A 26,343-nucleotide genomic window follows, 5' to 3' on the forward strand; every position below is an offset into this window, starting at 1 on the left:
TTACCAATCCTCAGGCATTCGCATGGGCTGGATTGCTTCACGCAATTGTAACGGCTAATAAAACGCCGAGAGTGTAATCGGAGAACTGATGAGCGTGTCCGACAAGAGCGAAGCGAAAAAATCCGGCGGCTTCGGGGAAACCTTGAGCGTCGTCGTGCAGGCCCTGATCCTCGCGCTGATCATAAGGACATTTCTGTTCCAGCCTTTCAGCATCCCCTCGGGCTCGATGCGGCCGACGCTGCTGGAGGGTGATTATCTCTTCGTCTCCAAATTCTCCTATGGCTATTCGCATTTCTCGCTGCCTTTCTCGCCGGATCTGTTCTCCGGGCGCATCTGGGCGAGCGAGCCGAAGCGCGGCGACATTGTCGTCTTCAAGCTGCCGAGCGACCCCTCCGTCGATTATATCAAGCGCGTCGTCGGCCTTCCGGGCGACCGTATCCAGATGCGCCAGGGCGTGCTTTACATCAACGACGTGCCGGTCAAGCGCGAGAAGATCGGCGAGATCAACAACCCTGACATCACCGAGCAGAATCGCCCGGTCGAGGTCTATCGCGAGACGCTGCCCAACGGCGTCAGCTACGACACGCTCGAGCTCGCGCCCAACTCCATCGGCGACGACACGCGCGTCTTCGAAGTGCCTGCCGGCCATTATTTCATGATGGGCGATAACAGAGACAATTCGCTCGATAGCCGTTTCACGGTCGGCTACGTGCCGTTCGAAAATCTGGTCGGGCGCGCCAATGTCATCTTCTTCTCCATCGCCAGGGGCGCAAGCCCGCTGGAGATCTGGCGCTGGCCGGCGGATCTGCGCCTGAGCCGTCTGTTCACTTCGGTCAATTCCGAGCCGCCGCTCAAGAAGCTGGAAACCGAGTAGGCATGACGGGCAAGATCGATATTGCGCGATTTCTTGAGGAAAAGACGGGGCACACATTCAGCGACCCCGCGCGGCTCGAACGGGCATTGACCCATGCGAGCGCGCGGCAGCAGGCCGGCGCGAATTATGAGCGGCTGGAATTCCTGGGCGACCGCGTTCTGGGCCTGGTCGTTGCGGAAATGCTGTTCGCCGCCTTTCCGAAGGCCGCCGAGGGCGAATTGTCGGTGCGGCTCAACGCGCTCGTCAATGCCGAGACCTGCGCCGCCATCGCCGACGAGATCGGCCTTCATGCGCTCATTCGCACCGGGGCCGACATCAAGGCGCTGATGACCGAAAAGCGGCTGATGAATGTGCGCGCCGATGTCATCGAGGCGCTGATCGCCAGCATCTATCTGGAAGGGGGGCTCGATGCGGTCCGCCCCTTCATCCGCCGCTACTGGGAGCCGCGTTCGCGCGAAACCGAAGCGGGCCGCCGCGATGCGAAGACCGAATTGCAGGAATGGGCGCACCAGCAGAAGGGCGCACAGCCCCGCTATGTCATCAAGAGCCGCGTCGGGCCGGATCACGACCCCCAATTCACCGTGGAGGTGACAGTGGCGGGCTTCGATGCGGCTGTCGGAATCGGCCGGTCCAAGAGAATCGCCGAGCAGAACGCCGCCGCCGAGATATTATACCGTGAGGGCGTGTGGCAGCGTCCGGAAGCGGAAGAAGGAGTGCAATGACCGAACCATCCATCCCGCAAGGCGAGAACGATGGCCCGACGCGCTCCGGCTTCGTCGCGCTCATCGGCGCGCCGAATGCGGGCAAATCCACGCTGGTGAACCAGCTCGTCGGCACCAAGGTTTCCATCGTCACGCACAAGGTCCAGACGACCCGCGCGCTGGTGCGCGGCATCCTGATCCACGACCGCACCCAGATCGTGCTCATCGACACGCCGGGCATCTTCCGCCCCAAGCGCCGGCTCGACCGCGCCATGGTGACGACCGCCTGGGGCGGCGCGCGCGATGCCGATCTGGTGCTCGTCATCATCGACGCGCAGGGCCGGCTCAACGAGGAGGCGGAAGCCATTCTTGACAGTCTCAAGGATGTGCGCCAGCCGAAAATCCTTGTTTTAAACAAAGTTGACCGCGTCGATCCGCCCTCTCTCCTCGATCTTGCCGCAAAGGCGAACGAAAAAATCCACTTCGAGCGCACTTTCATGATCTCCGCGCTGACCGGCTCCGGCTGCAAGGATCTGCGCGACTATCTCGCCAAGGCGTTGCCGGTCGGCCCCTGGTATTATCCGGAAGACCAGATCTCCGACATGCCGATGCGCCAGCTCGCCGCGGAAGTCACGCGCGAGAAGCTGTACCTTCGCCTCCACGAGGAACTGCCCTACGCCTCGACGGTTGAGACGGAGCGCTGGGAAGAGCGCAAGGACGGCTCGGTGCGCATCGAGCAGGTGATCTATGTCGAGCGCGAGAGCCAGAAGAAGATCGTCCTCGGCCACAAGGGCGAAACGGTCAAGGCCATCGGCCAGGCCGCGCGCAAGGAAATCGCAGAAATGCTGGAACAGCCGGTGCATCTGTTCCTTTTCGTCAAGGTGCGCGACAATTGGGGCAACGACCCCGAGCGGTATCGCGAGATGGGGCTGGAGTTTCCGGGGTAGGGGGCTTCCACGCCAACGTTTGAATGGAACCTATCCCATGGAATGGCGCGATGAAGGCATCATCCTCGGCACGAGGCGGCATGGCGAGACGAGCGTCATTGTCGAATTGATGACCCGCGCCCATGGGCGGCATCTGGGGCTGGTGCGGGGGGGGCGTTCGCGCAAGCAGCAGCCTCTGCTGCAGCCCGGCAACCGCGTCGATGCGCTGTGGTATGCCCGGCTCGACGAGCATATGGGCACATTCCAGATCGAGCCCCTGAGCTTCGCCGCCGCGCGCCTCATTGAAATGCCGGTGGCGCTCTACGGCATCCAGCTCGCCGCTGCGCACTTGCGTCTCCTGCCCGAGCGCGACCCGCATCCGGCTTTGTACGAAACGCTCGGCCTGATGATCGAGCATTTCGGCGATCCGATGGCGGCAGGCGAATTGCTCTTGCGCTTCGAGGTGATGATGCTGGAGGAACTGGGCTTCGGCCTGGACCTGACCGCCTGCGCGGCGACGGGCAGCCGCGAGCACCTCGCCTATGTCTCGCCGAAATCAGGCCGCGCCGTTTCGCGTGACGCAGGAGCGCCCTACGCCGACAAGCTGCTGCCCCTGCCGGAATTCGTCTCCGACACCCGCGTCCGCGCCGATTCCCTCGCCGAAATCGACGCCGCCTTCCGCATGACCGGCTATTTCCTGATGCGCCACGTCTGGGAACCACGAGCCTTGACCCCGCCGGAAGCGCGGGCGGGGTTCATGGCGGCGTTGGGGAAGGTGGTAAACGCGCCTTTTCCCGATTGATTCTTCTTCCGCGCCATGCAGATAATTTGATGGTGGCGAGGTGCGCATTACTGATCGCAGCACTTATGCTTTTCATAACCCGCAAGGACCGGGCCAAAAATGATAGCAAACCGCGGCAATCGAATTAAGCTGCAGCAGTAGGCATGGCTTGAGCTAAGGAGGCTCTCGTCATGACTCTCTTCGAACTCTACGCCTTTTTCGGCGAGTAGCCCTCACTCCGCCGCCTGCAGCGCTGGCCTCTCCACCGGGCTCTCGCGGATCGGCCAATGCACCAGCGCCGCGAAGAGACCCAGCACCACGCCGAACCACCACACCGGATCGTAGGAGCCGAAGCGGTCATAGAGATAACCGCCGAGCCAGACGCCGAGGAACGAGCCGATCTGGTGCGAGAAGAAGACGAGGCCGCCCAGCATTCCTAGATAGCGCGTGCCGAACATGATGGCGACGAGGGCATTCGTCGGCGGCACGGTGGACAGCCAAAGAAGCCCCATCAGCCCCGAGAAGATCAGCACCGACATGCCCGACTGCGGCAGCAGCAGGAAGGCGGCGACGAGCACCGAGCGCGCCAGATAAAGCAGCGACAGGAAAATCGGCTTCGACGTCCTCTGGCTGATGACGCCCGACGCCAGCGAGCCGATGATATTGAAGAAGCCGATCAGCGCCAGCCCCCACACGGCATAATGCGGCTCGATGCCGATATCCGCGATATAGGCCGGGAAATGCGCGGTGATGAAGGCCACCTGGAAACCGCAGACGAAGAACCCGGCAGTCAGCAACAGATAGCTCTTATGCCCCAGCGCCTCGCGCAATGCCGCGCCGATGGATTGCTTGTAGGCATCCTGCGCAATTCGCCCGCTCGACGAATTGCCCCTGAGCGGCACCGCCAGCACGGGGATGACTAGCATGGCGATACCCATATAGACCAGCGCGTCCGACCAGCCGAAGCGCTCGATAAGGCCCAGGCTGATCGGCGCGAAGACGAACATGCCCGCCGACCCCGCCGCCGTGCCGAGCCCGAAGACGAAGGTGCGCTTCTCCGCCGGCACATTGCGCGCGAAGGCGGAGAGCACGATGCCGAACGAGCCCGCTGCAACGCCGAGACCGATGAGAATGCCGCCACCCATATGCAGCCACAGCGGCGCGCTCGCATGGGCCATCATCAGAAGCCCGCTCGCATAGAGCAGCGCCGACATGACCAGCACCCGCCATGTGCCATATTTATCCGCAATCGCGCCGAAAAAGGGTTGCCCCGCGCCCCAGAACAAATTCTGCAGCGCCATGGCGAGGCCGAATGTCGTGCGGTCCCAGCCCTTCTCGCTCAGCATCGGCAGTTGGAATATGCCCATGGCCGAACGCGGCCCGAAGGTCATCAGCGCAATCAGGCAGCCCGAGGCGATGATGAGCCAGGGCAAATGGTTTTGCTTCGCGGAGGAGGTCATGGGATGATTCCTGCGTCAATCGGAAGATGTGAATGTAACCACGGACATCGATCATTCAAACGAATTGGTTTGAACCTTTGATCAGGGAATTTGATCTTCCGCCTTTCCCTCCCTCCTCCCCTTGCGGGGAGGGTGGCCCGAAGGGTCGGGTGGGGGTGGTGACGTTTGCGCTACGTTCGTCGGCAAACGCGCAAACGTCACCACCCCCATCCGCCCGCTAACGCGGCGTTCGTCGCTGGAAAAGCCAAATCGTTGGCTTTTCCTCGGCCTTTGGCCGACCGCTCCTCAATCCCCGCAAGGGGAAGGAGGGTGCGAACTTTTTATGACAACCCCGCTTGCAGCGCGGCCATTATGGTCATACTGTCCTGCGCGACGGCATTGGCCGTTTTTCTTTTGCGCATGATTATGCTCAAAGTGAGCATAAATAGCGGGAGGGCATGGCATGACGGCGAATGCGGCAGCAGCAATCACGGCGAAGGCGACCGCGGCGGAGCGGTTCGGGATAAAGGAAATGCCCGCGCTGGAATTCACGCCCGAGGTGGCGCGGGAGACCGAGCATCTTTACGAGCGCGTGGCGCACCATATCCCGCGCATCGAATGGCCGGTCCATGCGCCCTATATCGCCGCGATCAACCGGCTGAAGAAGGAGCGCGGGGCCGTCATCCTCGCCCATAATTACCAGACGCCGGAAATCTTCCACTGCGTGGCCGATATCGTAGGCGACTCGCTGCAGCTCGCCCGCGAGGCGACAAGGGTGGATGCCGAAATCATCGTCCAGTGCGGCGTGCATTTCATGGCCGAAACGTCGAAGCTGTTGAACCCGGAAAAGACCGTGCTGATGCCCGACATGGCCGCCGGCTGCTCGCTGGCGGAATCCATCACCGGCGCCGATGTGCGGCTGCTGCGCGAGACCTATCCGGGCGTACCCATCGTCACCTATGTCAACACATCGGCCGAGGTGAAGGCCGAGAGCGACATCTGCTGCACGTCAGCCAATGCGGTGGAGGTGGTGGAAAGCTTCGGCACCGACCGCGTCCTCTGCATCCCCGACGAGTTCCTGGCGCAGAATGTCGCCGCGCAGACAAAGGTCAAGGTGCTGACGTGGAAGGGCCATTGCGAGGTGCATGAGCGCTTCACGCCTGAGGAATTGCTCGCCTACAAGGAAACCGACCCTTCCATCCAGATCATCGCCCATCCCGAATGCCCGCCGGAAGTGGTGGCCGTCTCGGACTTCGCCGGCTCGACCAGCGGCATGATCGATTACGTCCGGAAGAACCGTCCCGCCAAGGTGCTGCTCGTCACCGAATGCTCCATGGCGTCGAACATCGAGGCGGACTTGCCCGGCGTCGAATTCGTCAAGCCCTGCAACCTCTGCCCCCACATGAAGCGCATCACCTTGCCGAAGATTCTGGACAGCCTCCTCTTCATGCGCGAGGAAATCCACGTCGATCCCACAATAGCCGAGCGCGCCCGCCGCGCGGTGGAACGCATGGTAAATTTGCGGAATTGAGGGAACGTCGATGCTGTTTACCCCCCTCTGCCCTGCCGGGCATCTCCCCCTCAAGGGGGGAGATTGGCTGGCACGACGCTCCGCTTTCCTTCTGCAACGTTTACGATTGGTGCCGACCGGCCATGACAGTGTAATCTCCCCCCTTGAGGGGGAGATGTCCGGCAGGACAGAGGGGGGTGTTCGTCAAGCGCAACGCTTTTCCAACGAGGCCCCCCATGCCCACTAACGACATCATCATCGTCGGCGGTGGTCTCGCAGGCCTCTTCTGCGCGCTCAAACTCGCGCCGCGTCCGGTCACTGTTCTCGCCGCCGCGCCCATCGGCCATGGCGCGTCGTCGGCGTGGGCGCAAGCTGGCATTGCGGCCGCCGTGGCGGACGGCGATACCATCGAGCAGCATCTGGCCGATACGCTCGCCGCAGGCGACGGCATCGTGGACGAGGAAATCGCGAAAGGCATGGTCACTGAGGCCGCCGCGCGTGTCCATGATCTCCTTTCCTACGGCGTCCCGTTCGACCGTGATCTTCAGGGGCGTTTGCAGGTCTCCCGCGAGGCGGCGCATTCGCAAAGCCGGGTGGTCCGGGTGCGCGGCGACATGGCGGGCCGCGCCATCATGCAGGCGCTGGTGGAGGCGGTGCGCCGCACGCCCTCCATCGAGGTGCTGGAAAACTGTATCGCCGAAGACATTCTTAAGGAGGGGGGCCGGGTGACCGGCATTCTCGCCCGTGGCGAAGGTGAGCGCTTCCATCTCCCCGCCCGTGCCGTGGTGCTCGCCTCCGGCGGCATCGGCCATCTCTATGCGGTGACCACCAATCCGCCCGAAGCCCTGGGCATAGGCGTCGGGATGGCCGCGCGGGCCGGGGCAATCGTGGCGGACATGGAGTTCGTGCAGTTTCACCCCACCGCGCTCGACGTTGGCAAGGACCCCGCACCGCTCGCGACGGAAGCCTTGCGCGGCCATGGCGCGATGCTCGTCAACGACCGCGGCGAACGCTTCATGCAGGCGCTCCATCCGGCGGCCGAGATGGCCCCGCGCGACGTGGTGGCGCGCGGCATTTTCGCGGAAGTCATGGCGGGGAGGGGCGCATGGCTCGACTGCACAAAGGCCGTCGGCGCAAGCTTCCCTGAGGAATTCCCTACCGTTTATGGCTATGCCCGGGAAGTCGGCATCGATCCGGTGACGCAGCCGATCCCCATCGTCCCGGCAGCGCATTATTTCATGGGCGGTGTTTTGACCGATACCCAGGGCCGAACCTCGCTCGAAGGGTTATGGGCCTGCGGCGAAGTGGCCTCGACGGGAGTGCATGGCGCCAACCGGCTGGCGTCGAATTCGCTTCTTGAGGCGGTGGTGTTCGCCGCGCGGGTGGCGGGGGATGTTGAGGCGTGTTTTTCGGTTAAAACATCGCGCAAGGATCACCCCCCTCTGTCCTGCCGGACATCTCCCCCTCAAGGGGGGAGATTGGCCTTCATCGGTGACGGTTCTTCCTTCGGCAACATTGACGATTGGCGAAATCGGGCCTCCCAGTCAATCTCCCCCCTTGAGGGGGAGATGTCCGGCAGGACAGAGGGGGGCGTCCATTTTAGCTCGACAGTCGATCATGATAATGCCGTAGCCATCACCCTCCTCCGCAAAACCATGAGCACCCATTTCGGCGTTATCCGCGACCGCACGGGCATGGAGGAGGGCCTCCACACCATCCTCGCCCTCGAACGCACCAACCGTAACCCCGCCTTCACCAACGCGCTCACTGCCGCCAAACTCGTCGCCGTCAGCGCCTTAAAACGCCAGGAAAGCCGCGGCGCGCATTTCCGCACCGATTTCCCCGACGCCAAGCCTGAATGGCAACACCGCTCCCGCCTTACCCTTGCCGAAGCCGACGGCTTTATCCAGAACCACAGGGAATTTGCCTGATGACCCCCAGACCCAACCCGCCCGTCCTGCCGCGATTACTCATAGAGGATGCGGTGCGCGCCGCGCTGGCCGAGGATCTGGGCCGCGCGGGCGACATCACCACGCAAGCCACCATCGCCGAAGGCGCGCAGGCGGAGGCGGTGCTCACCACCCGCGAGGCGGGGATCATCGCCGGCCTGCCGCTGGCCGAAGCCGCATTCACCCTGCTCGACCCCACCCTTTCCTTCATCGCATTGGCTAGGGATGGCGATAAAGTCACGCCCGGCCAGCCGCTCGCCCGGGTCGCCGGACATGCCCGCGCCATTCTTTCCGCCGAGCGGGTGGCATTGAATTTCCTGATGTATTTGAGCGGCATCGCCACCTACACCGCGAAATTCGCGGATCTCATCGCCCATACGAACGCCAAGGTCTGCGACACGCGCAAGACCGTGCCCGGCATGCGCGCCTTCGCCAAATATGCGGTGCGCTGCGGCGGCGGCGCCAACCACCGCTTCGGCCTTGATGACGCCATCCTCATCAAGGACAACCACATCGCCGTTGCTGGCGGCGTCACGGAAGCCATCGAAGGGGCGCGCGCCTATGCCGGGCATCTGGTGAAGATCGAGATCGAGGTGGATACGCTCGAGCAATTGGAACAGGCGCTGGGGGCAGGCGCGGACGTGATCCTCCTCGACAACATGTCCCCGCCGGTCCTTGAAAAAGCCGTAAAAATGACCGCAAATCGCGCCAAATTGGAGGCTTCCGGCAACATTTCCTTCGATACGATCCGGGTTATTGCGGAAACGGGTGTCGATTATATCTCGACCTCGAAGATCACCATGGCCGCGCCGACGCTGGATGTGGGGCTGGATATAGGGGTCAACCCATGAACGTCATTTCGACCATCGCGGACCTCCGCGCGGCCTTAAAAACGGAACGCCGTTCCGGTAATACCATCGGCCTCGTGCCGACCATGGGCTATCTCCATATCGGCCATCTGACGCTGGCGCGGGAGGCCCGCAAGGCTTGCGATATCACCGTCGTGTCGATCTTCCTCAACCCGACGCAATTCGGTCCGAACGAGGACCTTTCCACCTATCCCCGCGACCTGAAGCGCGATCTGGAATTGCTGGAAGCGGAGGGTGTCGATTATGTCTTCACCCCTGAGGTGGCTGAGATTTATCGCCCCGGCGCTGAAACCATCGTGGAAGTGACGAACCTCTCCCGCGTTCTGATGGGAAAACTCCGCCCCGGCCACTTTCGCGGCGTGACGACCGTTGTCACCAAGCTTTTCAACATCGTCCAGCCGGATCGCGCCTTCTTCGGCGAGAAGGACTACCAGCAACTCGCCATTATCCGCCGCATGGTGACGGATCTGGATATGCCGGTGGAAATCATCGGCGTGCCGACCGTGCGCGAAGAGGACGGCCTCGCCTGCTCCTCGCGCAACGCGCTGCTGACGGCCGAAGACCGCAGGGCCGCCGTGGTGCTGTCGAAGGCGCTGAACGCAGCGCAAAGCCTGGCCGCACAAGGCGAGCGCTCCGTGACAGCCATCCGCAAGGCGGTGATGAACGTCCTTGAAGCCGAACCGCGTGGATCCATCGAGGCGGTGGATATACGCGATGCGGCGGATTTATCGAAGCTTACCGGGAAATTCGAGAAACCCGTCGTGGTGCTCTTAACCGTCCGCTTCGGTAAGGTGCGGTTGATCGATCAAAGAGTGATAGGGTGAATAGCCGCTTTCACCATTCACTATTCGCCAAGAGGTGCCCATGAGCCGAGAAATCACCACCCGCCGCGTTACCGCCCCGGAAATCCGCGCGATGAAGGGCGGACGGCCCATTGTGTCGCTCACCGCCTATCACGCCCATACTGCGGCGATTGTCGACCGCTACGCGGATTTCATGCTGGTGGGCGACAGCCTCGGCATGGTCATGCACGGGATGGATTCTACTATCGGCGTCACGCTCGACATGATGATCGTGCATGGCCGCGCCGTGGTCCGTGGCTCGAATAAGGCCCTCATCGTCGTGGACATGCCCTTCGGCACCTATGAGGAAAGTCCCTCGGAAGCCTTCCGCAACGCCGCCCGCATCATGAAGGAAACCGCTTGCGGCGCGGTGAAGCTGGAGGGTGGCGCGCGCATGGCCGAGACGATCCGTTTTCTCACCGAGCGCGGCATTCCCGTCATGGCGCATATCGGCCTGACGCCCCAGTCGGTCAACATCCTCGGCGGCTTCAAGACGCAAGGCCGCGACCCCGCCCATTGGCCGGCGATCAAGGCGGATGCCCAGGCAGTCGCGGAAGCCGGCGCCTTCGCCGTCGTGCTGGAAGGCATCGTCGAGCCGCTCGCCGCCGAGATCACCCGTGAAACCGCCATCCCCACCATCGGCATCGGTGCCTCGAAGGAGTGCGACGGGCAGATCCTGGTGCTGGAGGATATGCTGGGCCTCAACCCCCGCCCGCCGAAATTCGTCAAGCAATATGGTGCCGTGGGGGCGGCCATAGAGGAGGCTGTGAAGGCCTATGCGGAGGATGTGAAGGCGCGGGCGTTTCCGGGGGATGAGCAGGTTTATAAGATGAAGTAGGGGATGGGCTATCTCAACTTGCTAGTGGAACATTTGCATGTCGTCATTCCATGGATCGAATACGACCGCACCGGACGATCTCGTATCCTTCACGTCTCGTGTAACCAGATAGAGCTTATATTCAAGCGCGGTCGCGGCGAGCATCGTATCGATTACAGGCGGCGCATGTCCGCTCCCACGTTTGATCTCGCCTGATATCCGTCCCCAGCGCCAAACGATTGCATCGCTAAGGGAGAGAACACGGTCGCCGAAGCGATCCGCCAGCGCATCGCGTGTCGCCATATAGCGTGGGCGGTCTGGATGATTGGCGGGTAGATTGTGAATACCTTTGTCGTATTCGCCTAGCGTAAGCACACTGATGAAGAGGCTTTCTTCATCCTGAGCCTCGGCCCAGCGCTTCACCGATGGAGCGCCATTCGGATTGATCAGAGCGGCTACGACATTGGTGTCAAGCAGCCAACCCCTCACAGCTCGACGTCCCTTCCGCGATCTATTTCACGTTCGAGGTCAAGGCCATCAAGGTGAAGGCTTTCCATGAACTGAACAAATGGCACACGGGGTACCTCCGGCACGAGGCGTTCGAACTCCTCAACGCTCATCACCACGACTGCATCGCGGCCACGTACGCTTACGCGCTGCGGCCCCTCTTCGCGGGCGGTTCGCACCACCTCGCTGAAGCGCGCTTTCGCGTCTTCAAGCTTCCATCGGCCTGTCACCGCTCGCTTCGTTTTTGTTACTTCTATTCGCTTGCTCATCGCTTCACCTAGTCAGATAGTCAGTAAGATACACGGAAAGCCTCCGATAGGCAAAACAAAAAACCCCGCGGATGTTCCCATCCGCGGGGTTTCGTTTTCAGTGGCTCTGCGCCGCCGGCGCATGGCCTGCGCCTTCCGGTGGAACGGGGATCGTCCCTTCCCCCGTATGCTTCAGCGGCTTGTTTCCGCTGAGTGCGCGCAGCAGCACGTAGAACACCGGCGTCAGGAAGATGCCGAAGGCCGTCACGCCGATCATGCCGGCGAAGACGGCGATGCCCATGGCCTGGCGCATTTCCGCGCCCGCACCGGTTGAGAGAACCAGCGGCACCACGCCCATGATGAAGGCCATCGAGGTCATCAGGATCGGACGCAGACGCAGGCGGCTTGCTTCCACCGCGGCTTCCCTCGGTGTCATCCCGGCGAATTCGAGCTCTCGGGCGAACTCGACGATCAGGATGGCGTTCTTCGCCGATAGGCCCACCAGCACGATCAACCCGATCTGGGTGAAGATGTTGTTGTCGCCATGGCTGAGCCAAACCCCGGTCATCGCCGCCAGAAGCCCCATCGGCACGATCATGATGATGGCGAAGGGCAGGGCGAGGCTTTCATATTGCGCCGCCAGCACCAGGAACACGAGCAGGATCGCCAGCGGGAAGATGATCAGGTTCGAGTTGCCGGCAAGGATCTGCTGATAGGTCAGGTCCGTCCACTCGAAGCCGATGCCCGGCGGCAGCGTCTCCTGCGCGATCCTCTCGATCGCATCCTGCGCCTGTCCGGACGAATAGCCCGGCGCGGGCCCGCCATTGATATCGGCGGAGAGGAAGCCGTTATAGCGGATCGTGCGTTCGGACCCGGCGCTTTGCTCGACATCGAGCAGCACCGCGAGCGGGATCATCTCGCCCGAGCTGGAGCGAACCTTCAGCTTGCCGATATCCTCGGCCCGGGCGCGATAAGGCGCGTCGGCCTGCATCCGGACGGAATAGGTCCGGCCGAACTGGTTGAAGTCGTTAACATAGAGCGAGCCCAGATAAATCTGCAGCGTTTCGAACACATCCGTCACCGCCACGCCGAGCTGATGCGCCTTGGCGCGGTCGATATCGGCATAGAGCTGCGGCACGTTGATCTGATAGCTGGAGAACAGCCCGGCCAGCTCAGGCGTCTGATAGGCCTTGCCGAGGAACGCCTTGGTCGCCTGGTCGAGCGCTTCATAGCCAAGACCGTTGCGGTCCTCGATCTGCAGCTTGAAGCCGCCGATCGTGCCGAGACCCATCACGGGCGGGGGCGGGAACATGGCGATGAATGCGTCCTGGATGCCGGCGAACTGCTGGTTCAACTGCATCGCGATGGCGTTGCCCGAAAGCTCCGCGCCTTTCCGCTCCTCGAAAGGCTTCAGCATCACGAATACGATGCCCGCATTCGAGGAGTTGGTGAAGCCGTTGATCGACAGGCCCGGGAAGCCGAGGGTCGTCTCCACGCCCGGCTGCTTGGCGGCAATGTCGCTCATCTTCCGGATGACGGCATCGGTACGGTCCAGCGTCGCCCCGTCGGGCAATTGCGCGAAGCCGACGAGATACTGCTTGTCCTGCCCCGGCACGAAACCGCCCGGCACCTTGTTGAACATCACGAAGGTAAGGCCGACCAGCACGAGATAGAGCCCCATGATGATGGTCTTGCGTGACAGGATGCCCCGCACGCCACGGCTATAGCCGTTGGAGCCGGCTCCGAAGGCGCGGTTGAAGCCGCGGAAGAACCAGCCGAACACCCCGTCCATGACGCGGGTGAGCCAATCCTTCGGCGCGTCGTGGCCGCGCAGCAGCATCGCCGCCAGCGCCGGGGAAAGCGTCAGCGAGTTGAAGGCCGAAATGACCGTCGAGATCGCGATGGTGAGCGCGAACTGGCGGTAGAACTGGCCGGTCAGGCCCGATGTGAAGGCGAGCGGCACGAACACCGCGACCAGCACCAGCGCAATCGCGATGATCGGGCCGGAAACCTCGCGCATGGCGCGATAGGTCGCCTCGCGCGGGGATAGGCCTTCCTCGATGTTGCGTTCCACATTCTCCACCACCACGATGGCGTCGTCGACGACGATACCGATGGCGAGCACGAGGCCGAAAAGGCTGAGCGCATTGATGGAGAAGCCGAAGACATACATCACCGCGAAGGTGCCGATGATCGACACGGGCACGGCGACCAGCGGGATGATCGAGGCGCGCCATGTCTGCAGGAACAGGATCACCACCAGCACCACCAGCGCGACGGCCTCGAGCAGCGTATGAATCACTGCGTCGATAGAGGCGCGGACGAACTGCGTCGTGTCATACGCGATCTCGTATTTCACGCCTTCCGGCATGGTCTTCTGCACTTCCTCCATCACCTTGCGGATATCGTCCGATATCTGGATGGCGTTGGAGTTCGGCGCCTGGAAGATACCCATGCCCACCGCCGCCTTATTGTCGAGCAGCGAGCGCAGCGCATATTCGGACGCGCCGAGCTCGATGCGCGCGACATCCTTCAGCCGCGTGATCTCGCCATTCGCCCCGGTCTTGATGATGATATCGCCGAAATCCTCGACGGTGCGAAGACGCCCTTGCGCGTTGACGGAGAGCTGGAGATCGACGCCCGGAAGGCCGGGCGAGGCACCCACGGTGCCTGCCGCCGCCTGGACGTTCTGCTCGCGCACCGCCTGAACGACGTCGCTGGCCGAAAGGCCGCGCTCCGCCACCTTCTGCGGGTCGAGCCAGATGCGCATGGAATAATCGCCGCCGCCGAAGATCTGCACCTGGCCGACACCGTTGATGCGGGCCAGCCGGTCCTTGACGTTCAGGACGGCGTAGTTGCGCAAATAGGTGATGTCATAGCGGTCGTTCGGCGAAAGCAGATGCACGACCATGGTCAGGTTCGGCGAGCTTTTCACCGTGGTCACGCCAAGGCTGCGCACTTCCGCCGGAAGCCGCGGCTCTGCCTGGCTGACGCGGTTCTGCACCAGCTGCTGCGCCTTGTCCGGGTCGGTGCCGAGCTTGAAGGTCACGGTCAGCGTCATCACGCCGTCCGCCGTGCCCTGGCTCGACATATAGAGCATGTCTTCGACGCCGTTGATGGCTTCCTCGATCGGCGTCGCCACCGTCTCGGCGATGACGCGCGGGCTCGCACCCGGATATTGCGCGCGCACCACCACGGATGGCGGCACCACTTCCGGATATTCGGAGATCGGCAGTGCGCGCAGGCCAAGCAGCCCCGCCACCACGATCAGGACCGATAGCACGCCCGCGAAGACGGGACGGTCCACAAAGAATTTGGATAGGTTCATGTCACTTCCCTCTGGGAGTGTGATTTTTTTGAAATTTCGCACCCGTCCTTCCCCCTTGCGGGGATTGAAGGAGCGTTCGGCCGAAGGCCGAGGAAAAGCCAACGATTTGGCTTTTCCAGCGACGAAACCCGCGTTAGCGGGCGGATGGGGGTGGTAAAGGCAGCGCGCTTCGATTGCCTGTTTAGGACAACCGTCACCACCCCCACCCGGCCCTTGGGCCACCCTCCCTGCAAGGGGGAGGGAAGCCTCCTGCTACCTCGCCGCCGTCGCCACCGGCTCCTCGCTCGCCTTCATCGCCACCATCTGCGGCTCGATCAGCGCGCCGGGGCGCACCCGCTGCAGGCCGTTGACGACGACGCGCTCGCCCGGCTCGAGGCCACTCTCGACGATCCGCAGGCCCTCGGCCGCCTCGCCCAGCTTCACCTCGCGATAGGCAATCTTATTGTCCGCACCGACGACAAGGACGAATTTCTTGTCCTGGTCGGTGCCGATGGCCCGCTCGCTGATGAGCAGTTGGCGCTCCGGCTTCGGCTCGCCCATCTCGATGCGGACGAACTGGCCGGGGATCAGCCTGCCATCCTTGTTGTCGAGCACCGCGCGGACGCGCACCGTGCCGCTGGCCGTGTCCACCTCATTGTTGATGAGCTGCAGACGGCCTTCGGTCGCCGTGCCGGTCTTGCCTGACGTCGCGATCCGCACCGGGATCTGCTCGACGGCCGGCGCGCCGTTTTTGCTGGCGGGCAATTCGGCCAGCGCCTTCGCCACCAGTTCCTCGCTGACGTCGAAGCTGGCATAGATCGGGTCGACCGAGACGAGCGTGGTCAGGACAGGCGAAGCGGAGCCTGCCGCCACCAGATTGCCGGGTGTGATCTCGAACTTGCCGGCGCGACCCGAAATGGGAGCGCGGATTTCGGTGTAGCCGAGGTCCAGCTTCGCCGATTGCAGCGCGGCTTCCGCCGACCGCAGCGAGGCTTCCGCCTCATGCGCCGTGGTCATGCGCTGGTCGAGGTCGCTCTGCGAGACGGTGCGCGAGGCGACGAGCTTGCGCCCGCGTTCCAGTTCGAGCCGCGCCAGCTCCACCCGCGCCTTGGCCGCCTCGACCTGGGCTTCGGCCTGCGCCACCGCGGCCTGGAACGGAGCAGGGTCGATGCTGACGAGCAGGTCGCCCTCTTTCACCAGCGCGCCCTCGCGGAAATGCACCGCCTGGATCGCCCCGGCGACGCGCGAGCGAAGCTGCACGCGGTCGACGGCTTCGAGCCGGCCGGAGAATTCCTGCCAGAGGGTGACGTCGCGCGCCTCGACGGCGGCGACCGATACGGGAATGGCCGGGGTGGCTTCGGGGGCAGCCGCGCTGGTTTCGGCCTGCGCACCGCCGCCGGGGAGGTTGGTATAGAGCGCCACGCCGGAAACGGACGCAAGAAGGATCAGGCCGGCGCTCCATAGGAGCCGGCGAGGGGCAGTCTCAGTCATGTGTGATCTCCGTGATCGGCGCTAGGGCCGGTACAGGTTAGAAGTGATTAGTGGGGAGGGGCTCCCGTCTCCTGGAAAAACGCCTTGAAATAGTCGCAGATCGTCTCCCCCCATGGCGGACGGACGCTCGGGCACTCGCAATAAGCGGTGGGCCATCCCGTCTTTCCGGCCAGAACATGGTCCTGAACCAGAACGCCCGCCTCCCGCAGGCGCCTTGCATAGTTCAGGCTTTCGTCGCGCATCGGGTCGTCCTCCGCCGTCACCACCAGCGCAGGCGCGACCCCGCCGAGCCGCAGCGAATAGCCGGGCGCGGCGTATGGATGGCAGGCGCCGAAGCCGAGATAGTGCTTCCAGCCTTCCGCCCATTTGCATTCCGTCGCGCCGCCCTGCGTCTCGCGAAACGAGCCCGTCGCCACGCTGGGGTCCAGCATCGGCGAAAGCAGGATCTGCCCCTGCAGGCCGCCCAGCGCCACGTCCCGCGCCTTCAGCGCCAGCCCGGCGGCGAGATTGCCGCCCGCTTCCTCGCCCGCGACGTAGAGCGCGGATTTCTTGCTCGCGAGCGCCCCGCGGCCTTTGCACAGGCACCCCAGCAGCTCGTAGGTGAATTTGAGCGCCGAGGGGAAAGGCTCCTTGGCGGCATCGCAATAATCCGGCGACACCACCACCGCGCCCGCATCGGCGAGCAGCGTCGAAACCAGATGCCCGCATTTCGCCGAGCCCTCCAGAAACGCGCCGCCATGCAAATGCAGCACCAGCGGCGGCGACTTCGCGCCGGAGTCTCCCCGATAAAGGCGCACCCTCACCGGGCCCGCATTGCTGTTGAGTGTCTCCTCTGTCCAGACCGCTCCCATGATTCCTAAACTCCGCCTCCGCGCGCCATTCATCTGTCGGGTTGCAAAGGCTTTGGTTTATCCTATTGCACAGCCCTCCTGACACCCTTTTGTCAGCAGGATTGCTGCAAAGCACAATGTGGCCCTAAGATGGTATTGTTTTGGGCCGTAAAAAATCCCAACTACGCCACAACACTGTTTCTGTGGGTGAACAATAATCGCATGATGGGGATGAGGGGATGGACCAGCTAGCAGCCATGCGCGCCTTTATCCGGGTGGTGGAGGCGGGCAATTTCTCGCGCGCGTCGGAATCGCTGGGGATGCCGAAGGCGACCGTGACGAAGCTCATCCAGAGCCTGGAATCGCACTTACGCACCAAGCTGTTGAACCGCACGACCCGCCGGGTGCTGGTGACGCATGACGGCGCGCTCTATTACGACCGCGCGCTCAGGCTCCTCGCCGATCTGGAAGAGCTCGATTCGAGCATGGCCGACGCGCAAGGGACGCCGCAAGGGCGGGTGCGGGTGGAGATGTCGGGCGCGCTGGCCAATCTCGTTCTCATCCCGAACCTCTGGGATTTCAAGACCCGCCATCCCGGCATCCGCCTCGATCTCGGCGTCTCCGACCGTCCGGTGGATATTCTGGCGGAAAATGTCGATTGCGCCATCCGCATCGGCGAGATCACCGACCAGTCGCTCATCGCAAGGCGCATCGCGCAGCTCCACTTTATCACCTGCGTCGCCCCGTCCTATCTCAAGAAATTTGGCGAGCCGCAGCACCCGCGCGAGATCGAGCCGGATCACTACGTCGTCGGCTATTTCCGCGCCCAGACCGGCCAGCAGCTTCCGCTCGAATTCACACGCGAGGGCGAGGAGGACATGGAGGTCTTCGGTCGCTACCTCATCGCCACCAACGAAGCCATCACCTACCTCGCCGCCGCCGAGGCCGGCATGGGCATCGTCCAGATCCCCCGCCTGATGACCGAAACACCCTTCCGCGACGGCACGCTGCAACCGATCCTCACCGAATGGAACCGCGAGCCGCTGCCCGTCTTCGTCGTCTTCCCGCCCAACCGGCATTTGAGCAGCAAGGTCCGCGCGTTTGTGGACTGGGCGGCGGAATTGTTCGGGAAGGTGGGGTTGTGAGCGAACGGGGGTGATCTCTCCTACCTCACCCTCAACCCCGGCGCAGGCCGCTCCTCCAGCACCTCATGGCGGAAGCGGTAGAGGGCGGCGGGGCGGCCGCGGGTTTGGGTGATGGTTGTGCCGGTGGGCTCCACCAGATTGGCGCTTTCCACCAGCCGGCGGAAATTCTGCTTGTGGACGTGACGACCCGATATGGCTTCGACCATCTCCTGCAAAGCGGTCAGCGTGAAATCCGGCGGCATCAGTTCGAAGACAACCGGGCGATATTTCAGCTTACCACGAAGGCGGGCAATGGCTGTCGCGAGGATACGCCGATGGTCGAAGGCCATGGGCCGTCCGAGGGAGACGGGCGGCGGGTGCGGCGCATTCCCGTCATTGAAGGCTTCCTCGACTAGCCCCGCTTCGTAGAGAAGCTCATAGCGTTCGAGCACCCGTTCCTCATCCCATGGTACGCCATCGAGGCCGAATGCCAGCCGCAGCCGGGTGGGGCGGGGAAGGCGCGACGCTTGCGGTTTCGGCTTCTCCTGAGCCCAGCGCTCGAGGGCAGGGAGGATAGTCTCCTCGATGAGCGCGGGCTTGCCGCCGCGCCAATCCTCCCACGGCAGAAAGGCATACCATTCCCGCCAGCGCCCGGTTTCGGCGGTCGGTCTTTCCTCGGCATTCACCGCCGCGCGGGTGAGTGCCAGATAGCCCACCGACACGACATGCGCGCCGTCCTCGGCTGCGGTTTTATGGCGGCCCCGGTCGCCGAATGTATAGAGCTGTTCCACATAGCCGAGCTTCAGCCGCGTCTGCGCGCTCACCCAGCCGCGCAGGCCCGTTTCGAACGTGCGATGGGCGAGGGGATCGAACGGACCGAAGGGGAGTTCGTCTAAAGCATGATCCCGCAAAGTTGCAGACTTTTCGGATAAGATCATGCGGCTGGAAGATTCGGGTACAGCGCTGGCCGGTGTGCAGAGAATGAGCGGCTCGTTTTCCGCCACCGCGACGATGGCGGCGGAGAGGCCGATTTCGACGGCGGTGGGATGACTCTCCATCACACTTCCAGCGGCAACACGAACGGCACGCCTTCGAACGCCTCCGCGCCGCGTCCGATGGCGGTCACCGCATCGACCATGCGCCCGCCGCGTCCCAGAAAATCGTCCGCCAGCCGCACCAGGCGGATATTGGGCGTGGCTGATGGCGCGCGCTCGCGCAGCAGCGTGGCGAGCTTGACTGCATCAACATCAGGATTGAGCGCACAGGCCACGATATAGGCTGCAGCCGTGGAGCGGGAAATGCCGGCGAAGCAATGGATGAGCAGGGGCGTTTGCCGGTCCCAGCCCCGGGCGAAACCGATAAGGCTCTCTACATGCTCCGCCGCCGGGGCGGTCATGCCGGGCAGTTCCTCGACGATATCGTTAAAGCCGAGCACCAGATGCCGCTCCGCCACGATGCAGTCCGGCCGCGCGACTGGCGTGCCGGTGTTGAGCAGGGTCACCATGTCGCGCGGGCCATGCGCAAGGGCGGTCTCAGTGAGGCGCGAGAGCGGTGAGACGACAATATGCGGCATCAGGGAGCCTCATTCTTCCGCGCCGCTTCGAGCGCATGGAAACGCGCGAGAAAATCCTCCTGCACGTTTTGCGTCGCCCTCGGCGTCAAGTCCAGCCCTTGCGGGTCGATCCCGCGCGGACGCCCGAAATATTTGACCGCCTCCGCCTCCGAAAAGCCCGCCAGTCGCGTCGCCTCGAAGAAGGCGGCAATGGTGTCGGCCCGCTTGATCAGCGTCTTGAGCGGGCCTGATGTCGCTGGTGGCAGCGAGAAACGCAGATGGATGGCGGTTTGCAGCCGCGTTTCCACCGCCTTGTAATCGCCGCCCACGGCGGTCTTGAACGGCGAGATCATGTCGCCGATGACATATTCCGGCGCGTCATGAAGAAGGGCGGTGAGCCGGTCCCGCACCGAGGCCTCGGGCGCTATTCGCGTAAAAATCTGCTCGACCAGCAGCGAATGTTGCGCCACCGAAAAGGCATGGTCCCCTGATGTCTGGCCGTTCCACCGCGCCACGCGCGCGAGGCCGTGCGCGATATCGGTGATTTCCACATCGAGCGGCGATGGGTCGAGGAGATCGAGCCTGCGTCCCGACAGCATACGCTGCCACGCCCGCGTTTTTTCGCCTGCGGCCATCAGGCGGTCTCTTGCGTCTCTGGGAAGCCGAACCTGGCGGCGGGCGGAATGGCGAGCGTCACCGCCACTTCACCTGCGAAGATGGGCATGCCTGCATCCATCGCCTCCTTCACCCGGTCGATGCGCACAAGCGCCAGCGCCTTGTCATTAGCGACGCTGCCGAGCGTGCCGATCTCGCGCCCGCCTGCGCTCAAGGGCGTGCCGGGGGCGGGCAGGGCGGCTTCGCCCGTGGCGACAAGCACCCGGCGGCGCGCCGTGCCGCGATGCTGCATGCGTGACACCACCTCCTGCCCGATGAAGCAGCCCTTGCGGAACGAGACGCCGCCGGTCTGGTCGAGATTGACGTCATGCGGAAAGGCATCGCCGAGCGCGAAATCATCGCCGGATTCAGCCACGCCGTGGGCGATGCGCAAGGCCATCCATTGCGTCTCATCAACCGTACTGCCGGGTACGCCGTAATGCCGCAGCACCTTCAATTCGCTCTGAAAACGCCGGTCGTATAGGATTGAATCATTATATGAGGAATCGGAATCGTTCTTCCAGGAAACGCTAATATACGCTTCATTTTGCAGGGAAATTTCCGCCTTGGACCTGAGCCTGTAGAGCGTTAGCCGCTTGGCGAAATCTGCCGCCTTGCTAGCAGGCAAGTCGAAGCGCAAGCCGCCCTCGACGCGCGAGACGAGGAAATCGAACAGGATCTTGCCTTGCGGCGTCAGCAGCGCGCCGGGCTTCAACTCGCCCTCGCTCAGGTCGCTCAAATCGGTGGTGATGATCGCTTGCAAAAATTTCTCCGCCTCCTCGCCGGTGACAAGGACGAGCGCGCGGTCGCTCAAACGGATAGGTTCAATCATGCCTTTTACCCCTTTTGGTCCCGTGATAGGTAAGCCGGAACGTGAAAGCCGGCAAGACGGAGAAACTGAGATGGCAGAGACTTTCGACACGATCCTGAAGGGCGGAACGCTGGTCAATCAGGATGGGAAAGGCTTGCGGGATGTCGGCATTCGCGATGGCCGCATCGCCGCCATCGGCGATCTCTCCGGCCATGACGCCGGCGAAATCATCGACTGCACCGGCCTTCATATCCTGCCCGGCGTTGTCGACAGCCAGGTCCATTTCCGCGAGCCGGGGCTGGAGCATAAGGAAGATCTGGAGACTGGCTCCCGCGCCGCCGTGCTGGGCGGCGTCACCGCCGTCTTTGAAATGCCGAACACCAAGCCGCTGACCACCTCCGCCGAGACGCTCGCCGACAAGATAAAGCGCGCCCGCCACCGCATGCATTGCGACTTCGCCTTCTGGGTCGGCGGCACGCGCGACAATGCTGATGACGTGGCCGAGCTGGAGCGCCTGCCGGGCGCGGCGGGCATCAAGGTGTTCATGGGCTCCTCAACAGGCGATCTGCTGGTGGAGGACGATGAGGGCGTGCGCTCGATCCTGCGCAACACGCGCCGCCGTGCGGCTTTCCATTCGGAGGACGAGTTCCGCCTGCGCGAGCGGGAGCGTCTGCGCGTTCCCGGCGACCCTTCGAGCCATCCGGTCTGGCGCGATGAGATCGCCGCGCTTTCCTGCACCGAGCGCCTCGTGCGCATCGCCCGCGAAACCGGCGCGCGCATCCATGTGCTGCACATCTCGACCGCGGAGGAGATCGAGTTTCTCAAGGGCCACAAGGATGTCGCCACCTGCGAGGCGACGCCGCATCATCTGACGCTGGATGCGGAAGCTTACAAGACGCTCGGAACCCTCATCCAGATGAACCCGCCGGTACGCGCCGCGCATCATCGCGACGGTATCTGGCATGGCATCGATCAGGGCGTCGTCGATGTGCTTGGCTCCGACCACGCGCCGCACACGCTGGAGGAAAAAGAGAAGCCTTATCCGGCTTCGCCCTCGGGCATGACCGGCGTGCAGACGCTGGTGCCGATCATGCTCGATCACGTCAATGCCGGGCGGCTCTCCATCGAGCGCTTCGTGGATTTGACTTCCCACGGCCCCAACCGCATCTTCGGCATGGCGCGCAAGGGCCGCGTCGCGGTGGGCTACGATGCCGACCTCACCATTGTCGATCTGAAGCGGCGCGAGACGATCACGAATGCGCAAGCAGGCTCCCGCGCCGGCTGGACGCCCTATCACGGCCGGACCGTCACAGGCTGGCCCATCGGCACCTTTGTCCGCGGGCTGAAGGTAATGTGGGAAGGCGAGATGGTCACGCCCGCGCAGGGCGAGCCGGTGGAATTCGTCGAGGCGCTGCCGAGGCGGTGATTTTTGGGGAGAGTGGGCGGTATAGCGCCTCGCTGCCCTGGCGCGCGGGTTCGCGCCCTCCCTCCCCCTTGCGGGGAGGGTGGCCCCGTAGGGGTCTGGGGGGTGGTGACGTGTGCGCCACGGCTTCCAGCAAAAGTACGACGTCACCACCCCCATCCGCCCGCTAACGCGGGCACCTTCCCCGCAAGGGGGAAGGGGGGAGCCAAGCAAGGCGGAGGGCGCGAGCCGGCTCCGCAGGGCTGTCTCACCAACATTTCCAACAAAAGGGCGATCATTAATGTCGACCATCACCACCATCGGCTTCGATGCCGATGACACGCTCTGGCAGAACGAGCAGTTCTTCCGGCTGACGGAGGAGCGCTTCGCTTCATTCCTCGCGGACTATGCTGAAAAAGACCATCTGACGGAGCGGCTGCTGGAGGCGGAGCGCCGCAATTTGCAGATTTACGGCTTCGGCATCAAGGGCTTCACGCTGTCCATGATCGAGACGGCGCTGGAGGTGACGGAGGGCAGGGCGCCGGCCCATGTCATCCAGGCGATACTCGATGCCGGGCGTGAGATGCTGGCGCATCCGGTCGAGACGCTGCCTGACGTGCGCGAGACGCTGGAGCGGCTGGCGGGCAACTACCGGCTCGTCATGATCACCAAGGGCGATCTGTTCGACCAGGAGCGCAAGCTGGCGCAATCGGGGCTGGGGGAATTGTTCGACGCGGTGGAGATCGTCAGCAACAAGGATGCGCAAACCTACGCCCGCGCCTTCAGCCGCCATGGCGATGGTCCCGCCCATGCCATGATGGTCGGCAATTCATTGAAATCCGACATCATTCCCGCCATCGCGGCGGGAAGCTGGGGCGTCTACATTCCGCACGACCTCACCTGGGCTTTCGAACATGCCGAAGAACCGGCGGACGCTCCGCGCTTCCGGCGGCTGGAGCGGATATCGGGCGTGGTGGAACTGGTGGAGACGCTGGGATAGGGTTCCTCCCCGCTGTCGCGGGAAGGAGATTGCTTGGCGTGGATTACCAGGCCTGATCGACCGGCAGCACGAACAGCTCCGCGACATTGACATGCGCGGGCGCTTGCGCGGCGAAGAGGATGGTATCGGCAATATCCGCGCCGCTGAGGAAGCTCAGCTGATCGCGCAGGCCTTCCATCTGCTCCCGGTAATTGCCGTCGCTGATATGCTCGAACAGCTCGGTTGAGACCGCGCCCGGCTGAATGCAGGTGACGCGGATATTGTGCTTCTGGCCCACTTCCATGCGCAGGCCGTCGGAGAAGGCCGCGACAGCGTGCTTGGTCGCGCAATAGACCGAGAGGCCCTTGAACACCTTGCGCCCGGCAATGGATGACGTGCTGAAAATATGCCCCGAATGCTGCTTGATCATCTGCGGCAGGACGGCGGCGGTGGTATTGAGCAGCCCCTTGATATTGACGTCGACCATCCGATGCCACTCATCGGTTTTGAACTGGTCGATGTCGGATGCGGGCATGAGACCCGCATTGTTGAAGAGGATGTCGATGGAGCCATAGGCGTCGATCAGCTTGGCGACGCCGGCTTCGACCGATGCCGCGTCCGTCACATCCATTTCGATCGGCAGGGCTTCGCCGCCTTTCGCCGCGATCTCGTCCTTCAACGCTTGCAGACGGTCCGTGCGCCGCGCGGCGAGGCCGACCTTGACGCCGGCTTCGGCGAGCTTGCGCGCCGTGGCCGCGCCAATGCCGCTCGACGCGCCGGTGATGAGGGCAACTTTTCCATTGATATCTGTCATGATTGACTCTCCTTGTCGATGCTGGGATGCCCGTGAAATCAGGCATTCGCAGAGGACTTAAGGAGAAGAGAGGTTCCAATCTCTCGTGCTTTTGCGGAAGCTGTCGCGATCTTGCTACAATCGTCAATCGCGGCGATAGGCGCTGGGCGAAATGCCGGTTTCCCGCCGGAAGATCTGGGCGAAGTGGCTCGGGCTAGAATAGCCGACCGCCATGCCGATTTCGATGATGCTGGCGTCGGTCTCCTGCAGGAGTTGCTGGGCTTTCAGGATACGCTGCTGAATGAAGTAGCGCGAGGGCGAGAGGCCGGTCGCCTGCCTGAAAAGCCGGGTGAAGTGGAAGGCGCTCAATCCCGCCGCCTGGGCCAATTGTTTGAGGTCGAATGGCTGATCGAGATGCGCTTCCATATGCGCGACCGCCCGCCGCAGCTTCGCGCCGGGCAGGGCGCTGCGTGGGGACGTCTTCGCATCGCTCGCCGCATACCGGCGCACCAGATGCGCGGCGAGGCTCTGGGCCAGCCCTTGGACGAAGAGCGGGCTGGCTTCGGTGCCGGTTTTCAGTTCTTCATGCAGCAGCGCCAGCATGTGCGACAGCATCGCGTCGCGTTCGCCCGAGACATCCCGCAGCGTGACGTTCGCCTGGCCGGCCGTCTCCCGCGCCACCTTTTCAAAAAGCGGGACCGAGAGATAAAGATGCATCACCTGGAATGGTTCGTCTCCCTCGGCCCGCCAGCGCAATTCATAGGGAACCGGTGAGCGGGTCAGGAAGAAGTCGCCGACGCTCACCCGGTTGGCGGTCCATCCGCCGCCAAGGTCGCGCTCCTCGACGGTGGCGCGCCCGGACATGATCCATACCACGAGCGGCTCGGCCACCGCAGGCACGAGAAACGGCTGCTGCATGGCGTTGCGGGAGAAGATCTGGATAAAGACGTCCTGCCAGGCAGGGCCATCGGCGCTCTGGAGCGTCCGGCCGCTGATATAGTGGGCAAGCCCCGCCGGAGAGGTCCGGTCCGGGGCAACAGGCAGCCGCGGAGTCATACCGGTGGGACGATCAATCCCCCGCCACGAAGAAATCCCACTTCCCATCCGGTCTGATGCCGATGCGGTAGAAGACATAGGCGCCGAAAGTCTTCATCTCCTCGAAATCTCCGGCGGTGAGGATCTGGTAGAGCTCCACCATCTGCTGCGGCGTCAGCTTGTCGATCGGATAGGCGAAGAAATAGGGCCAGACATAGAGCTCGTTCTGCCCGCCCGCGTCGAGATGCACATAGCCGGTGTCGAGGAGATCGACGAGAATGGCGAGCACCTCGCGGCCGTCGCTGTCGCCGGAGAGGCTCTTCAGATATTCGATCGGGTCGCCCTCATAGCCGCTGAGCGAGAGCGTGGTCATGTTGTCGCCGGTGCCGATAAGCGGGCGCAGCGCCTCGATATCGCCCGACTTGGCGGCAGTCAGGATGCGCTCGCGCATTTCCCGGACCGGTGCGGGCAATTTGCTGTAATCATATTCCACCACCGGCGGCGTGCCGTTTTCCTTTACCTGCGGACGGGCGGGATCATGCAGGTTTTCCTCCGGCTCGGCCTGCTCGGGTTCCGCTTGCGACGGCTCGGCCTGCGATGGCGCGGGCTGGCTCTCTTCGGCCGGAGTCTGCTGGACGGGCTCCGGCGCGGGCACCTGCGCCGCCGGGTTGGCATCCGCAGGCGCCGCCTGCTGCGTCGTCTGAGCCTGCGTCTGGATGTCGCTCAAGGCCAGCCGCTCCGTTTCGCCGGGCGCGCGCGCATAAGCCTGCGCCGCCGCGCTGACGAGGAGGATGGTGAGGATCGAGCGGAGATTTCTGGGGGACATGGCAACGAATCTGAAAAAGGGAGGCAGATGACGGAAGCCATGGTGGCACAGAAAAGGGAGTAGGGGAATAAGGCAG

Annotated in this window: 25 protein-coding genes; 12 read left to right on the forward strand and 13 right to left on the reverse strand. The window is 63.4% G+C overall.

The window, feature by feature from the left end:
• Positions 1-88 precede the first annotated feature (88 nt).
• The 4 genes from lepB to recO are packed head-to-tail and all read left to right on the forward strand — an operon-like array spanning position 89 to position 3,303.
• Positions 89-874 (forward strand): signal peptidase I, encoded by a 786-nt coding sequence (lepB, locus tag ACOWVG_RS02750; protein WP_420959945.1) that lies wholly within the window; start codon positions 89-91, stop codon positions 872-874.
• 2 nt (positions 875-876) lie between these two features.
• Complete coding sequence (gene rnc, locus ACOWVG_RS02755; RefSeq protein ID WP_420959946.1) at positions 877-1,596, forward strand: ribonuclease III; 720 nt, start codon at positions 877-879, stop codon at positions 1,594-1,596.
• Positions 1,593-2,522 (forward strand): GTPase Era, encoded by a 930-nt coding sequence (gene era / locus ACOWVG_RS02760; protein WP_420959947.1) that lies wholly within the window; start codon positions 1,593-1,595, stop codon positions 2,520-2,522. Before rnc ends, era begins: the two co-directional genes overlap by 4 nt.
• A gap of 37 nt (positions 2,523-2,559) precedes the next feature.
• Entirely contained in the window at positions 2,560-3,303 is a 744-nt protein-coding gene (recO, locus tag ACOWVG_RS02765) for a DNA repair protein RecO (RefSeq protein WP_420959948.1), read from the forward strand.
• Positions 3,304-3,515: 212 nt separating this feature from the next.
• On the opposite strand, the gene ACOWVG_RS02770 is transcribed toward recO, so the two are convergent.
• A complete protein-coding gene (locus ACOWVG_RS02770; RefSeq protein ID WP_420959949.1) occupies positions 3,516-4,742 on the reverse strand; it encodes an MFS transporter in 1,227 nt (408 codons plus the stop codon).
• 442 nt (positions 4,743-5,184) lie between these two features.
• Here ACOWVG_RS02770 and nadA point away from each other — a divergent pair, with 442 nt between their 5' ends.
• The 5 genes from nadA to panB all read left to right on the forward strand — a co-directional run bounded on the left by nadA (position 5,185) and on the right by panB (position 10,729).
• The gene (gene nadA / locus ACOWVG_RS02775) at positions 5,185-6,252 is read left to right on the forward strand and encodes a quinolinate synthase NadA (RefSeq protein WP_420959950.1); all 1,068 of its coding nucleotides are present in this window, start codon (positions 5,185-5,187) and stop codon (positions 6,250-6,252) included.
• 215 nt (positions 6,253-6,467) lie between these two features.
• On the forward strand, positions 6,468-8,162 hold the full coding sequence (locus tag ACOWVG_RS02780; RefSeq protein ID WP_420959951.1) for an L-aspartate oxidase: 1,695 nt from the start codon (positions 6,468-6,470) through the stop codon (positions 8,160-8,162).
• Positions 8,162-9,031: a carboxylating nicotinate-nucleotide diphosphorylase gene (gene nadC, locus ACOWVG_RS02785; RefSeq protein WP_420959952.1), complete on the forward strand. Its 870-nt coding sequence runs from the start codon at positions 8,162-8,164 to the stop codon at positions 9,029-9,031. The genes ACOWVG_RS02780 and nadC overlap by 1 nt, the downstream gene beginning before the upstream one ends.
• Entirely contained in the window at positions 9,028-9,873 is an 846-nt protein-coding gene (gene panC / locus ACOWVG_RS02790) for a pantoate--beta-alanine ligase (RefSeq protein WP_420959953.1), read from the forward strand. Before nadC ends, panC begins: the two co-directional genes overlap by 4 nt.
• A 40-nt stretch (positions 9,874-9,913) precedes the next feature.
• On the forward strand, positions 9,914-10,729 hold the full coding sequence (gene panB, locus ACOWVG_RS02795) for a 3-methyl-2-oxobutanoate hydroxymethyltransferase (protein WP_420959954.1): 816 nt from the start codon (positions 9,914-9,916) through the stop codon (positions 10,727-10,729).
• 21 nt (positions 10,730-10,750) lie between these two features.
• Here the strand turns inward: panB and ACOWVG_RS02800 are convergent, their stop codons facing one another.
• The 5 genes from ACOWVG_RS02800 to ACOWVG_RS02820 form a co-directional block, all read right to left on the reverse strand.
• Entirely contained in the window at positions 10,751-11,197 is a 447-nt protein-coding gene (locus ACOWVG_RS02800; RefSeq protein WP_420959955.1) for a type II toxin-antitoxin system VapC family toxin, read from the reverse strand.
• Complete coding sequence (locus tag ACOWVG_RS02805) at positions 11,194-11,484, reverse strand: type II toxin-antitoxin system Phd/YefM family antitoxin (protein ID WP_420959956.1); 291 nt, start codon at positions 11,482-11,484, stop codon at positions 11,194-11,196. The genes ACOWVG_RS02800 and ACOWVG_RS02805 overlap by 4 nt, the downstream gene beginning before the upstream one ends.
• A gap of 97 nt (positions 11,485-11,581) precedes the next feature.
• Positions 11,582-14,791 carry an efflux RND transporter permease subunit gene (locus tag ACOWVG_RS02810; RefSeq protein WP_420959957.1) on the reverse strand — a complete coding sequence of 1,070 codons (3,210 nt, stop codon included), beginning with the start codon at positions 14,789-14,791 and terminating at the stop codon, positions 11,582-11,584.
• Positions 14,792-15,043: 252 nt separating this feature from the next.
• On the reverse strand, positions 15,044-16,261 hold the full coding sequence (locus ACOWVG_RS02815; protein ID WP_420959958.1) for an efflux RND transporter periplasmic adaptor subunit: 1,218 nt from the start codon (positions 16,259-16,261) through the stop codon (positions 15,044-15,046).
• A 47-nt stretch (positions 16,262-16,308) separates the two neighbouring features.
• On the reverse strand, positions 16,309-17,112 hold the full coding sequence (locus ACOWVG_RS02820; RefSeq protein ID WP_420959959.1) for an alpha/beta hydrolase fold domain-containing protein: 804 nt from the start codon (positions 17,110-17,112) through the stop codon (positions 16,309-16,311).
• A gap of 218 nt (positions 17,113-17,330) precedes the next feature.
• Between ACOWVG_RS02820 and ACOWVG_RS02825 the strand changes: the two genes are divergently transcribed.
• Entirely contained in the window at positions 17,331-18,236 is a 906-nt protein-coding gene (locus tag ACOWVG_RS02825) for a LysR family transcriptional regulator (RefSeq protein WP_420959960.1), read from the forward strand.
• A gap of 20 nt (positions 18,237-18,256) precedes the next feature.
• Here ACOWVG_RS02825 and ACOWVG_RS02830 read toward each other — a convergent pair whose 3' ends face one another.
• From ACOWVG_RS02830 to ACOWVG_RS02845, 4 genes are read right to left on the reverse strand one after another with little or no spacing between them, the layout of a single operon-like run.
• On the reverse strand, positions 18,257-19,273 hold the full coding sequence (locus tag ACOWVG_RS02830) for an NUDIX hydrolase (protein ID WP_420959961.1): 1,017 nt from the start codon (positions 19,271-19,273) through the stop codon (positions 18,257-18,259).
• Positions 19,273-19,788, reverse strand: a complete 516-nt coding sequence (locus ACOWVG_RS02835; RefSeq protein WP_420959962.1) for a tyrosine phosphatase family protein — start codon at positions 19,786-19,788, stop codon at positions 19,273-19,275. The genes ACOWVG_RS02830 and ACOWVG_RS02835 overlap by 1 nt, the downstream gene beginning before the upstream one ends.
• Positions 19,788-20,402, reverse strand: a complete 615-nt coding sequence (locus ACOWVG_RS02840) for a hydrolase (protein ID WP_420959963.1) — start codon at positions 20,400-20,402, stop codon at positions 19,788-19,790. Before ACOWVG_RS02840 ends, ACOWVG_RS02835 begins: the two co-directional genes overlap by 1 nt.
• The gene (locus tag ACOWVG_RS02845) at positions 20,402-21,253 is read right to left on the reverse strand and encodes a YgfZ/GcvT domain-containing protein (RefSeq protein WP_420959964.1); all 852 of its coding nucleotides are present in this window, start codon (positions 21,251-21,253) and stop codon (positions 20,402-20,404) included. Before ACOWVG_RS02845 ends, ACOWVG_RS02840 begins: the two co-directional genes overlap by 1 nt.
• A gap of 70 nt (positions 21,254-21,323) precedes the next feature.
• Between ACOWVG_RS02845 and ACOWVG_RS02850 the strand changes: the two genes are divergently transcribed.
• Positions 21,324-22,658: a dihydroorotase gene (locus tag ACOWVG_RS02850; RefSeq protein ID WP_420959965.1), complete on the forward strand. Its 1,335-nt coding sequence runs from the start codon at positions 21,324-21,326 to the stop codon at positions 22,656-22,658.
• Between the two features lie 277 nt (positions 22,659-22,935).
• Positions 22,936-23,634: an HAD family hydrolase gene (locus tag ACOWVG_RS02855; protein WP_420959966.1), complete on the forward strand. Its 699-nt coding sequence runs from the start codon at positions 22,936-22,938 to the stop codon at positions 23,632-23,634.
• Between the two features lie 43 nt (positions 23,635-23,677).
• Here the strand turns inward: ACOWVG_RS02855 and ACOWVG_RS02860 are convergent, their stop codons facing one another.
• From ACOWVG_RS02860 to ACOWVG_RS02870, 3 genes are all read right to left on the reverse strand, one after another.
• Positions 23,678-24,427 (reverse strand): SDR family oxidoreductase, encoded by a 750-nt coding sequence (locus tag ACOWVG_RS02860; protein ID WP_420959967.1) that lies wholly within the window; start codon positions 24,425-24,427, stop codon positions 23,678-23,680.
• A 123-nt stretch (positions 24,428-24,550) separates the two neighbouring features.
• Positions 24,551-25,462 (reverse strand): helix-turn-helix domain-containing protein, encoded by a 912-nt coding sequence (locus ACOWVG_RS02865; protein ID WP_420959968.1) that lies wholly within the window; start codon positions 25,460-25,462, stop codon positions 24,551-24,553.
• A gap of 13 nt (positions 25,463-25,475) precedes the next feature.
• The gene (locus ACOWVG_RS02870) at positions 25,476-26,267 is read right to left on the reverse strand and encodes a hypothetical protein (RefSeq protein ID WP_420959969.1); all 792 of its coding nucleotides are present in this window, start codon (positions 26,265-26,267) and stop codon (positions 25,476-25,478) included.
• Between the last annotated feature and the right edge of the window lie 76 nt (positions 26,268-26,343).

The sequence above is a fragment of the Brucella sp. IR073 genome (genome assembly GCF_049065735.1).
Lineage (GTDB): Bacteria > Pseudomonadota > Alphaproteobacteria > Rhizobiales > Rhizobiaceae > Paramesorhizobium.

Excerpts from the sequence above, each read along its gene's own strand:
- ACOWVG_RS02810 (WP_420959957.1), bottom strand. The coding sequence starts at position 14,791 with ATGAACCTATCCAAATTCTTTGTGGACCGTCCCGTCTTCGCGGGCGTG.
- ACOWVG_RS02835 (WP_420959962.1), bottom strand. The coding sequence starts at position 19,788 with ATGCCGCATATTGTCGTCTCACCGCTCTCGCGCCTCACTGAGACCGCC.
- ACOWVG_RS02870 (WP_420959969.1), bottom strand. The coding sequence starts at position 26,267 with ATGTCCCCCAGAAATCTCCGCTCGATCCTCACCATCCTCCTCGTCAGC.
- ACOWVG_RS02840 (WP_420959963.1), bottom strand. The coding sequence starts at position 20,402 with ATGGCCGCAGGCGAAAAAACGCGGGCGTGGCAGCGTATGCTGTCGGGA.
- ACOWVG_RS02780 (WP_420959951.1), top strand. The coding sequence starts at position 6,468 with ATGCCCACTAACGACATCATCATCGTCGGCGGTGGTCTCGCAGGCCTC.
- nadC (WP_420959952.1), top strand. The coding sequence starts at position 8,162 with ATGACCCCCAGACCCAACCCGCCCGTCCTGCCGCGATTACTCATAGAG.
- ACOWVG_RS02825 (WP_420959960.1), top strand. The coding sequence starts at position 17,331 with ATGGACCAGCTAGCAGCCATGCGCGCCTTTATCCGGGTGGTGGAGGCG.
- ACOWVG_RS02860 (WP_420959967.1), bottom strand. The coding sequence starts at position 24,427 with ATGACAGATATCAATGGAAAAGTTGCCCTCATCACCGGCGCGTCGAGC.
- ACOWVG_RS02855 (WP_420959966.1), top strand. The coding sequence starts at position 22,936 with ATGTCGACCATCACCACCATCGGCTTCGATGCCGATGACACGCTCTGG.
- ACOWVG_RS02820 (WP_420959959.1), bottom strand. The coding sequence starts at position 17,112 with ATGGGAGCGGTCTGGACAGAGGAGACACTCAACAGCAATGCGGGCCCG.
- rnc (WP_420959946.1), top strand. The coding sequence starts at position 877 with ATGACGGGCAAGATCGATATTGCGCGATTTCTTGAGGAAAAGACGGGG.
- nadA (WP_420959950.1), top strand. The coding sequence starts at position 5,185 with ATGACGGCGAATGCGGCAGCAGCAATCACGGCGAAGGCGACCGCGGCG.
- panB (WP_420959954.1), top strand. The coding sequence starts at position 9,914 with ATGAGCCGAGAAATCACCACCCGCCGCGTTACCGCCCCGGAAATCCGC.
- ACOWVG_RS02850 (WP_420959965.1), top strand. The coding sequence starts at position 21,324 with ATGGCAGAGACTTTCGACACGATCCTGAAGGGCGGAACGCTGGTCAAT.
- ACOWVG_RS02805 (WP_420959956.1), bottom strand. The coding sequence starts at position 11,484 with ATGAGCAAGCGAATAGAAGTAACAAAAACGAAGCGAGCGGTGACAGGC.
- recO (WP_420959948.1), top strand. The coding sequence starts at position 2,560 with ATGGAATGGCGCGATGAAGGCATCATCCTCGGCACGAGGCGGCATGGC.
- ACOWVG_RS02845 (WP_420959964.1), bottom strand. The coding sequence starts at position 21,253 with ATGATTGAACCTATCCGTTTGAGCGACCGCGCGCTCGTCCTTGTCACC.
- panC (WP_420959953.1), top strand. The coding sequence starts at position 9,028 with ATGAACGTCATTTCGACCATCGCGGACCTCCGCGCGGCCTTAAAAACG.
- ACOWVG_RS02770 (WP_420959949.1), bottom strand. The coding sequence starts at position 4,742 with ATGACCTCCTCCGCGAAGCAAAACCATTTGCCCTGGCTCATCATCGCC.
- era (WP_420959947.1), top strand. The coding sequence starts at position 1,593 with ATGACCGAACCATCCATCCCGCAAGGCGAGAACGATGGCCCGACGCGC.
- ACOWVG_RS02830 (WP_420959961.1), bottom strand. The coding sequence starts at position 19,273 with ATGGAGAGTCATCCCACCGCCGTCGAAATCGGCCTCTCCGCCGCCATC.
- ACOWVG_RS02865 (WP_420959968.1), bottom strand. The coding sequence starts at position 25,462 with ATGACTCCGCGGCTGCCTGTTGCCCCGGACCGGACCTCTCCGGCGGGG.
- ACOWVG_RS02815 (WP_420959958.1), bottom strand. The coding sequence starts at position 16,261 with ATGACTGAGACTGCCCCTCGCCGGCTCCTATGGAGCGCCGGCCTGATC.
- lepB (WP_420959945.1), top strand. The coding sequence starts at position 89 with ATGAGCGTGTCCGACAAGAGCGAAGCGAAAAAATCCGGCGGCTTCGGG.